10 protein-coding genes are annotated in these 13,147 nt (G+C 48.2%); all 10 read right to left on the minus strand.

Annotated features, from left to right (window positions below):
- Window positions 1–11: 11 nt before the first annotated feature.
- Entirely contained in the window at window positions 12–1,217 is a 1,206-nt protein-coding gene (locus tag TK06_RS30855) for a glycosyltransferase family 4 protein (protein ID WP_086936644.1), read from the minus strand.
- Window positions 1,214–1,771, minus strand: a complete 558-nt coding sequence (locus TK06_RS33210) for an acyltransferase (protein WP_086936788.1) — start codon at window positions 1,769–1,771, stop codon at window positions 1,214–1,216. Before TK06_RS33210 ends, TK06_RS30855 begins: the two co-directional genes overlap by 4 nt.
- A 14-nt stretch (window positions 1,772–1,785) precedes the next feature.
- On the minus strand, window positions 1,786–3,120 hold the full coding sequence (locus TK06_RS12610; protein WP_161951740.1) for an O-antigen polymerase: 1,335 nt from the start codon (window positions 3,118–3,120) through the stop codon (window positions 1,786–1,788).
- Between the two features lie 12 nt (window positions 3,121–3,132).
- Window positions 3,133–4,593 (minus strand): lipopolysaccharide biosynthesis protein, encoded by a 1,461-nt coding sequence (locus TK06_RS12615; RefSeq protein WP_063322347.1) that lies wholly within the window; start codon window positions 4,591–4,593, stop codon window positions 3,133–3,135.
- A 589-nt stretch (window positions 4,594–5,182) separates the two neighbouring features.
- Window positions 5,183–7,177: a polysaccharide biosynthesis protein gene (locus TK06_RS12620; protein WP_063322348.1), complete on the minus strand. Its 1,995-nt coding sequence runs from the start codon at window positions 7,175–7,177 to the stop codon at window positions 5,183–5,185.
- A gap of 114 nt (window positions 7,178–7,291) precedes the next feature.
- The gene (locus TK06_RS12625) at window positions 7,292–8,308 is read right to left on the minus strand and encodes an MraY family glycosyltransferase (RefSeq protein WP_063322349.1); all 1,017 of its coding nucleotides are present in this window, start codon (window positions 8,306–8,308) and stop codon (window positions 7,292–7,294) included.
- Window positions 8,308–9,300, minus strand: coding sequence for an NAD-dependent epimerase/dehydratase family protein (locus TK06_RS12630; RefSeq protein WP_238992628.1), 993 nt, complete (start codon window positions 9,298–9,300; stop codon window positions 8,308–8,310). Before TK06_RS12630 ends, TK06_RS12625 begins: the two co-directional genes overlap by 1 nt.
- Entirely contained in the window at window positions 9,297–10,427 is a 1,131-nt protein-coding gene (locus TK06_RS12635; protein ID WP_063322350.1) for a glycosyltransferase family 4 protein, read from the minus strand. The genes TK06_RS12630 and TK06_RS12635 overlap by 4 nt, the downstream gene beginning before the upstream one ends.
- Before the next feature lie 266 nt (window positions 10,428–10,693).
- Window positions 10,694–11,716, minus strand: a complete 1,023-nt coding sequence (locus tag TK06_RS12640) for an NAD-dependent epimerase/dehydratase family protein (protein WP_063322351.1) — start codon at window positions 11,714–11,716, stop codon at window positions 10,694–10,696.
- Between the two features lie 42 nt (window positions 11,717–11,758).
- The gene (tviB, locus tag TK06_RS12645; protein ID WP_063322352.1) at window positions 11,759–13,042 is read right to left on the minus strand and encodes a Vi polysaccharide biosynthesis UDP-N-acetylglucosamine C-6 dehydrogenase TviB; all 1,284 of its coding nucleotides are present in this window, start codon (window positions 13,040–13,042) and stop codon (window positions 11,759–11,761) included.
- Window positions 13,043–13,147 lie beyond the last annotated feature (105 nt).

Raw genomic sequence — 13,147 nt, forward strand, 5'->3', positions numbered from 1 at the left:
CCCGTTCGGAACTAGGTGCGGTTTACGGGTCGGTTACGATTGGACGCGATGTATTGCCCGAAAGAAGACCAGAAGGTTGTACGTCGGGTATCCAATACCGGTTGGTAGTATGACTGGGCTCTTTCGAAATTTTCCCGTGCCAAACGTAACATCGCTCCGTTATCCTGAAGCAATGCAAGGATCTTGCTCGACAGCGTCGCGTGATCACCCGCCGCGATCATCTCGGAACCCTTTAACAACTCGGGTATACCTGCTATTGAAGTAGCAACGGCCGGACAACCGCGACTCATGGCTTCGACCAAAGCGCGAGGTAACCCTTCCTGAAAACTAGGCTGCAGATACAAATCGACAGTATCAAGCCATTCGTATATCGCGCTGCCCGAAGGTTTCGTACCGACAAACTTGACCTTTTCATCCACTCCGAGCTTATGAGCCAAATCGATATAGGCGCTCGCATCGCCTGAGCCGACTACCTGAAATTCCCATTCAGGAAGCTTTTCATCCGCCAGCGCCATTGCGCGAATGGCCACATCAATCCCTTTGTATTTGGATGAGTAATTTCCGATTAAGCCGATAACAATTTTTGTTTTATGTGATTCAATACGGCGTTGTCGGGCAAACAACACCTCATCCGCAACAGGCTGAATGTTCACATTGGAACAAAAAGTAGTCACTCCTACTTTGCATGGGTAGCGTTTTTGTAGAAATTTCTCCGTAACGTATAGAGCAAACGGTGCCGAAGCTACCGCTTGCCTAGTTTTCAGAGCTTCTATCGGTGCCAGAAACTTTCCTTTCCAACTACCATGGTCCCACAACGAACCCCATGCGCACCCCACCACCTCCACTGCGTAGGGTTTTCCTTGTCTTTTAGCTTCTTTAACAAACAAGTGACCCAGTCGACTTGGAAGACGTGCAATCACGCCTTCGGAGTCAGCCACCAGAGATCGGCAAACGGCCTCCACACCAGCATGGCCTAAAAGCAAGCTCTTTAAATTTGAAATACCAGGAAGCAAGCAAAAATCAACTCCACTTGCGGAAGACAGGGTATACCCTTCTTCCCCTTCGATAAGAGCACCACCATCCCGTCCAACGACGGTCAGCGAAGGAAAAACCTGCAGGTAGCGGGGCCATATGGCAGCAGGCAGTCCTCCCCCGGAGTAATACGCATCACCACGGTATTTGAAAATATGGTCATGAACAAACAGCACGCGCTTCATACGATACTCTTGATTATTTTCGCCGGCACTCCCGCAACTATGACGCCGGGGGGCACATCGTTTGTGACAACGGAACCCGCTGCAATGATGGAGCGCTTGCCAATGACAACGCCGGGCAGGATACGCACGCCGCACCCAATCCAAACGTCATCTTCAATGATGACTGGGGCCTTTTCTATCGGGTTATATTTTATAGGCTGGCTCATATCTGACCAAGTGTGATTGAACGTAATGATAGACGTTTGATGCGCAATGGACACATCAGCCCCTATCTTCAACCCACCAATAGCATCCAAATAGCAGGAGTCATGTATCGAAACGTTATTACCCGCTGAAAACTCTGCGGGATTTTTCAGAACTACTGACTTGCCAAAATAGATATTTTTCCCAAAGTGCTTGGCACGACCTGAAACAATACAATACCGCAGCAAAACCGCGACTTTACCACCAAAGAGTGAGACCAGATCCCACAAAAACCAGGCGACGAATGAGGGCAGCAACTTAAAGCAAGCTGAAACAACCCAAATCAAGAAAGAAAAATACTTGAAAAACATCCTACCGTTCATAATCACCCCTTATTAAGATCAGCACTTCCAGAAGGCCGCCTTAACAAATAATGCGCCATAAAAACAAACAGAACACACAGTCCGGATATTTTGAAAACCTGAGATAGCAAGTTGGCCAAATCTGCCCGCAGCGCGTATACAAAGGCTGCAAGCGCGAGGATGTAAAACGCATACCAGTAAAGTGAGCACCATCGGCGATTATAAAGAAATGCGAGCAGCCATGCATAAAAAGCCATTATCAAAACAATACCCGCCAGACCGCCGACTATGTAACCAAACCCCACTATTGTAAAGCCCCAACCTGACGTGCCATCAAACCCGTGCTCAGGCCTAAATACACGATCGAACCAAGCGACGGTACTTTGCACACCATAATCACCCAGCAATGCGGTCGGTACAAAGGCACGCACCACGTCACTGAGCAGAAATGAAATATTTTGGCCAGCATCGAAAACCAATAGGGAATAGAAATTACGCGAAGAAGACATGAACTCGCTATACAGAATCAAATCTCCACCAAAGCGATCAAAATTCACCGTACCCGACAGCAAAACACTCTTGAAATACTGGGACACTGGAACAACAAACAAAAGCGCGCCAAAGATAGCGATCATTTTCAGAAAACTAAAATTCCCACGCCGATCATAATAGATGATCATAAAACCGAATAACAGTTTGAACAGACTGTCGCGTTCTCCAGTCAACAACACATAGAACACGCAGAACACCAAATAAAGCATCAAGAATAAATCTTTGTAAAAAAAGCGTCCTATTCTTGCCGCGCGCAGAAACACAAGAACAGTAAGTATCAGTATCGAAAAATCACTGATTATTTTTACAGAAGAAAAACTGTCCAGCACTTCGCGCTTTGACGTCGCATCCGAAGTCAGGATGATGGCCAATGAATAAAGAACAAAGGGGAGCGTAAAGACGAACAACAGCCGTTCCGAAGACGTACTACGAACCTGCTGAGAACAGAATGTTGAAATCTCCACTTGTCGAGCGTTACTAATCAATAAATTTGAGACCGCAACAAAAACTAGCATTGCGATAAATTGCAACCGCAAACTGAGGATCAAAACGCCCTCATCGAATGGTAGATTTTCCGAGCCATACAAATAAGCACGCAACGGGAAAAACGTAAAATACACGGACATAAAAGCCAAAGGAAATACCCTTGGATCCGCCACGCCTTTTTTCGCGTAAAGGAAAACGATTAACCCTGTATAACAATACACCAACGTGACTATGACCGGAATAGAGTCGACCACACCGATTAGAAAAAGCATGAAAATGCCAAACAGAAACACTTGCAATTTCGAAACTAAACTATTCATCATTCACCACATTCATCGCTTGGCTACAAGCTTGAGAACTCCAAGCTCTTCTTTCAGGCACCTTGCAAATACGACCAACACCACTCCGAATGAAACGGCATAAATCAGGCTGGACACAACAAACCCCAAGAGCGGACTTTTAATATCAATAAACCGATTTAAAAACATGAAAATCAGAAGCGAAATTGAAAATAAACCGAGCACTTTGAGATGACGAAGGAATACTCCCCCCACGTTAAACTTCAGTATTCTCCAGACAAGCATCATCATCATCAGATAATTGAGAACTATCGCCACCACCACACCTACCGAGGCCCCTATCAAGCCCCATCCACTTCCCAATACCACGAGTACCACAACAGAGAGAGCGTAAAGGAATTGAATGCCCGCACGGGCATAGACTTTCCCAACCGCCATCGTTAAGCAATCACTAAATTTATAGCCAATTCTGAAATACAAACCGATTGACATAACCTCTATCAGTCTTGCTACCTCACCCCATCCATCACCGAAGAGAGCACCTATCAGCTGATCAGAAAAAATATAGATATAGCCGCTCAGATATACAAATATAAGCAATGAAAAATAAATCGAAGAGAGGTATAGCCGTTCAAGTGCCTCATTATTATTCTGCATTTTTGCCATCAGTGGGAAAAACACCTTATCCACTACACTGCCAAATAAGATCGCGGGCATGGACATGATTTGATAGGCCCGCCCATAGAGCCCAACCGACTCGGCGCCGAGGAGCTTACCTACAACGAGGTTATCCCCCTGGCCTGCGGCATAGTTACAGAGCCGGGCCATCGAGTAGCCTACGCCGAAGTCCAACATCCCCTTAGCGCTGGGGTAGCTAAAACCGATCTTCGCGGCATCCCTGCACAGTATCAGTATCAATATCAGAAAAATTATCGACTGAATCCAGAATGCGGCAACCAAGGACCACATACCATATCCATGCAGCGCCATGTAAACCGAAACGCCGCCATAAGCAACCAGATAACTTGAAAACGTAACACTCGACAACTTCTTGAATTCGAAGCGTCGTTGAAGCAACGATTGCCCTACCACAGAATATGAAATGACGGGCAGCATCCAAGCCAGTGTTCTCAATACTTCCGTCAGCTCTGGCATACTAAAAAAAAATGAAAAACTTTCAGCTGAAAAATATAAAGACATGGCCAGAATGACGCCCAACAGCAAAGACATCGAATTGGCTGTTTTGATGTCCACCGAGGATATTTCTTCTTTTTGAACCAGAGCAGGCCCTACTCCGACCTCAGAAAAAATCCTCAAAAACGCTATGATAGCGGCACCAATGCCAACGACCCCAAATTCTACTGGCGTCAGGATTCGAGCTAGGATGAGAATTGAAATGAGCTGTACGGCGTTTTGACCAGCGGTCCCCAATAACAACCAAAAAAAACCACTTCTACTTTTTTCATTGGCCGTACTTATTGCTTTTGTCTTCAAAGTCAATCCTTGTATTTATTACAAACTTACATTATCAAGCAAAGCGATACACAATCCAAACTGCAATCGCTTGATGACTTCCGGCCTAGAAATGCCAGAGGCTCTGATTACGTGCTCAGTAAACGACACATCGTGCCTTTTTATGCGGAAACTGTCCATCTGAAGGATGGTGTCTACGATTTTCTCCAGGCACGGACCGCTGTGTGCTCAAAATCCTTGGCACTCGAAGGCCAGGCCGGGCTTGATAATTGGGATGATTCTTGAATAGGCCGATCTGCGACCAGCCCACGGGCCTGGCGAGGCCGGACCAAACCACGTCAAACGACCGCTATGGGCATGCACAAAATACTATGGGACTGAACGTACCGGCTCTGTCTAACCTGAAAGGAAGGGTTGCAGCATTGCTCAACGCAGCAGGCCTAGAAATGGGCTTCATAGATCACAATGGCGCCTACCTCATTAGTTGCCTCTAAGCATTGAGACGCTCCATGACATCGTTGAGAGAAAGCAGCTTTCCGAAGCTGCTTCTCAAATATAAGTGATGGTGAAACGCTGTCAAAAACCTGCACGTTACAACATGTCAGATATGTTAAGGCTCAAGGCGACGCTGTTGATAAATCCAATCGACAATCTCGCCATCCGGGGCATATCCACTCACCGTATCCCTAAGCAACTGTCGAACCCTGGCGTAATCATCACGGTCAATGGCAGCGAGCAGCTCGGTCAAGCTGGCCTTCAGCAGCTCCCAAGGCAGGTGATCCTCATTGGCGCTCATGATCATAGGGTGTTGAGTCGCGACAACGTTGTTGCCGATCAGCAGTTCTTCGTAGAGCTTCTCTCCAGGACGCAGGCCAGTGAATTCTATCGAAATGTCCCCGTGGGGATTTTTTTCGGAGCGAACACTTAAACCTGACAGGTGGATCATTTTTTCTGCTAACTCGATGATTTTTACCGGCTCGCCCATATCTAAAACAAATACGTCCCCACCCAACCCCATGGAGCCCGCTTGGATTACCAACTGAGCGGCTTCAGGAATTGTCATGAAATAACGCGTGATCTTGGGGTGCGTAACGGTCAGAGGCCCCCCGGATTTGATCTGTTTGTGAAACAGGGGAATTACTGAACCGGAAGAGCCTAGTACGTTACCAAATCGAACCATAGTGAAGCGGGTCTTATTGACCCGTGAGACGTTCGCCCTGTCGCCAAATAATACGGGGGCTAGCTCTCGACTGAGGGCTTGTAAAGTCAGCTCTGCGAGTCTCTTCGTACTTCCCATCACATTGGTGGGTCGAACTGCCTTGTCAGTCGAGATAAGCACAAAATTTGACACCCCCGCCTGCAATGCGGCCTGCGCGGTATTAAGCGTTCCGATTACGTTGTTCAGAACGCCTTCCGCAATATTGTGCTCTACCATGGGCACGTGCTTATAAGCCGCGGCGTGATAGACCGTGTTGACGCTCCAAGTCTTCATCACGTCCAGCAATTTGTTCTCATCCCGTACCGATCCCAGAATCGGCAACACCCTTACAGACAAGGATTCCCGGGCTATTCGGGGTTCAAGTTCAGACAAAATGCTATAAAGATTGAATTCGCTATGCTCATAAAGCAACAGTGTAGTGGGTTGAAGGGCCAGGATTTGTCGGCACAATTCAGAGCCGATCGACCCGCCGGCACCGGTCACCAATACCGATTGCCCTGCTATACAATGCTCCAACAGATCAGCCTGGGCCGGTACGGAGTCACGCCCAAGTAAATCCGCAATGTCCACCTCTTGGATGTCATCCACCTTGACCCGACCGCTTGCCAGATCCATGAATCCCGGAACACTGCGAACGTGTAACGGGAACCCCTCCAGTAATGTCAGTATTTCCCTACGACGACCGCGTGACGAAGAAGGAACGGCCAACAGGATTTCCTGCGCGCCGGTCGCGTCAATCATCTTCTGGATATGTTTGGGTTGATAGACCTGCAATCCTGCGATAACCCGGTCAGCGATACTCCGATCATCATCAATGAATGCAACAGGCCTCATCACCCTCCCCATACGCAGTGCGGCGACAAGCTGGTTGCCTGCCGCACCCGCACCGTAAATCGCAACCTTGGGCAGACCATCATCGCGATTCGCAAATGGCACATGCTGGGCTGCGGAGAACCAATCGCCCAGGAAATATTGCCGCATCACCAAGCGCAGGCCGCCAAGCATGATGAGGCTCAGCCACCAGAAATTGAAAATGATAGATCGCGGTACCAAGGTCGTATGGTTGCTGTACCAATACACCACAAGCGCCAATAGCAACGCCGAAAGACTGACGGCCTTGCTAATGGTAATCAACGCATCATTGCCGAAATAGCGCATCACCGCGCGGTACATTCCGAAACGAATGAAAATTGGAATCGCGATCACCGGGGCAGACGCAAAAAGCCAGAGATGGGTCTCGATGGGGGTAGCCCATATGTCAATACCTAACCGGACGACAAAAGCCAACCAGAGCGCGGCCCAGACTAAAACCACATCCGTGGCCACCTGGATTGCCCGCTTATGACGTCTGGGCAGCCCCAGCAACGCTGTTCTTACTTTATCCATAACTACCTTCACGCACCCTGACCGGGCTCTAATGCATCCATTACTGAAGTACGTTGTGAATCCGTTGCCCATTGGACAATTGCCAAACAGAAAAAACCATCCAGCAGTCTGGAGTCATACCTTCTCGAGCTCCCCGGCATGAAATCTAACGGCCAGGAATACCAGCGGCGCATAAGCCACTGTCAGTGCTAACCCTCCATCAACATTCCACCATACGACACAAGCGGCCAGGGGTAGGAGCCAGAATAGATTAATGGCACCGACGGCGAGCGTCACTGGTAAATGACGCCCGTACTGGCGTGAGGCGAACTGATAGGCATGGCTGCGATGAGCTTCGTATACCTTGTCGCCCCGCAGGAGGCGTCTCATAAGGGTGACGGTGGCATCCACGATAAAGACACCCAGTAAAATCAGCCACACCCATAGAAGCTTCGGAGAAACCCAAGCGGCTTGCAAGGAAAGCAGCCCAAGGATGATTCCCAGAAACCCACTGCCCGCATCGCCCATGAAGATACGTGCAGGGGGAAAATTCCAGTAAAGAAAACCCGCGACTACCATCGCCAACATCAGCGGCGCCAAAATAAGACCGTTAAATCCACCCAACCAGTAAATGGCGCATGCGCCGAGGCAAACGCATATCGCCTCCACGCTAGCGATACCATCGATACCATCCATGAAGTTATAGAGATTGAGCATCCACACCAAATAAACGACCGCCAGTACGTGTCCAACCCAACTCAACGCAAACTCATGACCAAACAAGTTAATCGTGGGCAGACCACCTAGCCAACATAACGCCCAAATTGCAGCTGAGAAATGGCCAAGCAACCTCCAGCGAGCTGCTATGTGACCGTGGTCGTCCAGAAAGCCGAGAACAGCGACCCCGATACCCGCTCCCAACATCGCCCAGGCCGCGGTCCAAGACAGAAAATCGTTGCCTGCAAGTAGCGGCAGCGCCAAAAGAAAGACGATGACAAATGCCAAGCCGCCCCCCCGGGGTGTGGGTATGGTGTGTGAACTACGTCCCCCCGGGATGTCGATAATGTTCTTATGAATGGCATATGAACGCAAAACCCAGGTTAATACCAATGAGGCACCGGTGCTGAGCAAAAGGAAAGCAAATATTTTCATTACAAAACACGCCCATGCTTAGACATTTCACTTTTTTGCATTATATATTTACGACCGGACTGACGCAGCGCATCAATCACCGAGATGGGCGGAGTCCAACCCAGCAGGTTACGAGCCTTCGATGAATCAATAACCAATGAACCACATAGCTGCGTGTAGGTTGATTGTTTCCGAAAGATCCTAGCACCAGTACGGAGTAAAAAATCAGGTACCGAAATGAGTCGAGGTTTCAGTCCCATGCCCTGGGCCAGAGCAGTTATCATCTCGCTTGTAGACACCGGCCTGATATCCGACACCAGAAACAGCTCGTTAGCCGCTGCAGGGTGTTCGATGCAAAGACAAATAAAGTCAACCAGGTTTTCCAGCGAAATTAGGCTTCTAAGATTTTTTATAGCGCCGAAGGGTAAAGGCAAGCCCTTGGACACCAAACGCATCAAACGCTGGTAATTGCCCGGGGCATTCGCCGCATAAACCAAGGGTGGCCGAATAACCACCAACTCCATCGAACCTTTTTCTACCAGAGCTCGCAATGCACATTCAGCTTCCAGCTTGGATACAGCATAGTCCGCATGCGGTTGTGGAGCTGCATCCTCATTAAATGGAGCGGAATATGTTACAGAACCGTTAACCCCGATAGAGCTAACGAAAATGAATCTTTTGGCTCCAGCCTCCATTGCCTGACGCGCCAGGTCAATTGTAGCTTCAACGTTAACGAGCCTGAATTCATGCAGAGGCCGTTCAGATTTCTCATCTAATATGTGCGCCCGTCCCGCCAAATGAATAACAGTCGCCCCCTTACTAATAGATAAAGGACGCTGAAAGGGCTTCTCAGACGGCACGACAACCTGATCTACACCCGATAAAAAACAGTCAACCTTTTTTCGAACCAACAACGTTAACTTATAATCTGAATTACCTTGCAGTTTTTCGACTAGAGCCCGACCAACGAATCCTGTTGCGCCGGTTACAACTATGCTCTTTGGCAAGTTCAAGTTTCAGCCTCAAGTGCTTGATAGACATCCAAATGGACTTTCACCACATTTTCAATGGCGAACTCACGCTCCGCCCACTTCCTTCCAGCACGACCCATTTCATGCCTTAACTCTGCATTCGAAACCAATTTCTCAATCGCGATCGCTAATGCTTCGGCGTCTTTAACCGGCACAAGCAGTCCGGTTTCTCCCGCTATAATAGCATCACGGCAGCCGGGAACGTCAGACGTGACAACAGGCCGCGCACAGGCCGCCGCCTCGATCAGGACTTTTGGTAATCCTTCTCGATAAGAGGGCAAGACTACAATATGCGAACGAGAGAATATCTTGGCCAAATCACTCTGATAACCGAGTACACGTACATTCCCTTCGACTGTCAGGGCCTCTACCTCAGTACTGGAAAGGCTGGTGGGGTTGCCTTCATCCACATCACCGACCAGTTGAAAGACCACATCGTTCTGACGACGTTTGACTAATTGAGCGGCCTTGATAAATTCATGGACACCCTTATCCCTAAGGAATCGTCCTGCAAACGTAACGGTTATCGTGCCGATTGGCTCTGGCAAAACCGGATAAGAAGCCAGATGGACCCCCGAGCCACGAATCAACACCGTCTTATCAGCATCCAAACCGCTCATCTTCATCACCAGGGCGCGGTCACAAGGGTTCTGAAAGATCGCCCGAAGATTGTGAGCGCCCAGCGCTAATCGATACATACGGCTCAAAACAAACGACAGAACTTTCGACCGCAAGTCTCTTCCAATAAACACAGAACCCATGCCAGCGATGGCGGATACAACCCCCCCGACAGGAGCGAGGCGAGCAGCCATCCCCCCATAAAGAACCGGCTTAGTCGTCACCAAATGCAAAAGAGTCGGCCGTAGACGCCAAAGCAATCTCACGAACGATATCATCGCAAAGAACTCAAGGAGTGGGTTAATACCGCCGCGCTCTAACTTGATCGTGTGATAAATAAAGCCTTCTTCAATAACTTTTCCTGACAATGGGCTCGCAATGCTCGCAACGTGCACTGCATAGCCCTTCCCTTGGGCTGCCTTGGCTATCGGCAATCGGTGCGACAAAAAATACCGCGGATCATTGACTACAATTAGCAGTATCCGGCTCATCCCTCCCCCACATAAACTGTCAAATTAAAAATATATCCACTTGAAGACCATACACTCTTACATCAACCAAGAATAAATCGTGCAATCTACAGCTGACAGCCACAGCCCCAGCATCAGCATCAGCATCAGCATCAGCATCAGCATCAGCATCAGCATCAGCATCAGCATCAGCATCAGAGTGCATCAAACCATACTTGCTGAAGACAACTCTTCCAAAGTCAGAATGACTGGATACATTTCTAATAGAGACATCAAATCAGCGCCCATCAAACGTTTTTCAGATACCAAGGCATCGCCAGTCTCAAGCCCTCAGCGACGCTATAATCGGGAACGTAGCTCAAATTATTTTTTATCTTTTCAATACTTGCCTGGGAATGCAGGACATCTCCAGCCCTGAAGTCTTTATATACAGGCTCCTTTGCATAATTTACGCCCAAATCTGCCAACATAGCCTTCAACATGGAAAACAACTCTTCCAGGCTCGTTCGTGCGTTTACCGCCACATTGTAAACATTATTCAAAGCATAGTTTTTTTCTTCGGTTGCAGCCAGAAGATTGGCCTGAACAACGTTCTCGATAAAACAAAAATCTCGGCTTGTTGAACCATCTCCGTTAATATTGATGTTCTCATCCAAAATCATCGCCGCGGCCCATTTAGGTATCACGGCAGCATAGGCCCCATTCGGGTCCTGCCTTTTTCCAAACACATTGAAATAACGCAAGCCGATCGTGTTGAAACCATAGCTCTTGTAAAAAACATCGGCATACAGCTCATTAACATATTTCGTTACGGCATAGGGCGAAAGAGGTTTACCGATGACGTCTTCGACTTTTGGCAGAGCCGGATGATCGCCATAAGTAGAACTACTCGCCGCATAAGTGAAGCTTTTTACCCCCGCATCACGGGCAGCAACCAACATATTCAAAAAACCATCTATATTAGATGCGTTAGTAAGAATGGGATCGGCCAATGACCTGGGAACAGAGCCCAATGCCGCTTCATGGAGTACATAATCGACGCCTTCGCACGCGTTTCGACAATCATCCAGAGTGCGTATGTCTCCAACTTTTAACGTGAAACGAGCCCATTGATCAGCTGAAACTTCGCCCTTGACCTCATCAAGATTTCGCTGATGGCCAGTAGCAAAGTTATCAAGACCGATGACGCTCTGATCCAGTTTTAACAGCGTCTCAAGCAGGTTAGAACCTATAAACCCCGCAACACCAGTAATGAGCCATACACGCGGGCTCTTCGGGAGAGTGGCAACCAGCTCATTATATCGACTCATACGACCTCCAAATTCATTCTGCAAAACAATAGACATGTATAATTAAAGTCGGATATCCGACTCATCATTATCAAGCAGATATTTAAGGTCATAAAGCACGTGATTTGCCTTGCCTAATGAGCGAATGTGACGGGACCCCATATCGGCAAACTGAGAGTGCGCGACGGCCAGAACAATAGCGTCATACGAATCTGGAGCAGGCGTGGAAAGCAGCTTAATTCCATATTCGTGCTCTGCCTCCTCAGCCGCTGCCCATGGATCAAAAACGTCGACAACGATATTATAGTCAGCCAGCTCACTAATGATGTCGATAACTCGCGTATTTCTTAAATCCGGGCAATTCTCTTTAAACGTAAGCCCCATTATCAATACTCGTGCACCGTCCACGTGTATGCGTTTCTTAACCATCGCCTTCACGAGTTGGGAAACGACGTATTCTCCCATGCTGTCATTGAGGCGCCGCCCGGCCAGGATAATCTCCGGATGGTAACCGATGGACTGTGCTTTGTGCGTCAGATAGTAAGGATCTACGCCAATACAGTGACCGCCCACCAAACCAGGACGAAACGGTAAAAAGTTCCACTTGGTTCCTGCGGCCTTCAGAACAGACTCCGTGTCAATGCCCAGCTTATTGAAAATAATCGCCAACTCATTGATTAGCGCGATATTCAGATCCCGCTGAGTATTCTCGATGACTTTAGCAGCTTCAGCGACTTTTATTGAACTGGCTTTATGTGTTCCGGCAATGATAATTTTCTTATACAGATTATCAATTTTTGTGGCCACTTCCGGCGTGGAGCCCGATGTCACTTTTTTGATCGTGGTGACACGATGCTCTTTATCGCCTGGATTGATCCTTTCAGGACTATATCCAACGTAGAAATCCGAATTAAATTTCAGGCCCGATACACGCTCTAAAACTGGGACGCAGTCCTCTTCGGTTGCCCCGGGATACACAGTTGACTCGTAAATTACTACGTCACCTTTTTTTAACACACTCCCAATAGTCTCAGACGCCTTCAACAACGGAGTCAAATCCGGATTGTTATACTGATCTATGGGCGTTGGAACGGTCACTATGAAGATATTACAATTACTTAGTTTCTCCACACTGGTGGAGAACTGCAGATTCTTAGCCTCGCCCAGCTCTTGCTCACTGACTTCGAGCGTCGAATCTCGACCTCCACTCAGCTCTTCAATCCGACGCTCACTGATATCGAAACCCAAAACGGAATAGTGCTTGCCAAACTCCACAGCAAGAGGCAGCCCCACATAACCCAAGCCTACGATTCCAAGTTTTACATTTTCAAAGTCTTGATTATTCAATTTCACATCCACTATAAATTGGTAGTTAGCGCAGCATTGAAATCTACCACTGTAGAATAATAGTCACTGCCGACTGAATATATACGAGCGCAATCTCCAGGACAC

The organism is Pseudomonas fluorescens (assembly GCF_001623525.1).
Taxonomy (GTDB): domain Bacteria; phylum Pseudomonadota; class Gammaproteobacteria; order Pseudomonadales; family Pseudomonadaceae; genus Aquipseudomonas; species Aquipseudomonas fluorescens_Q.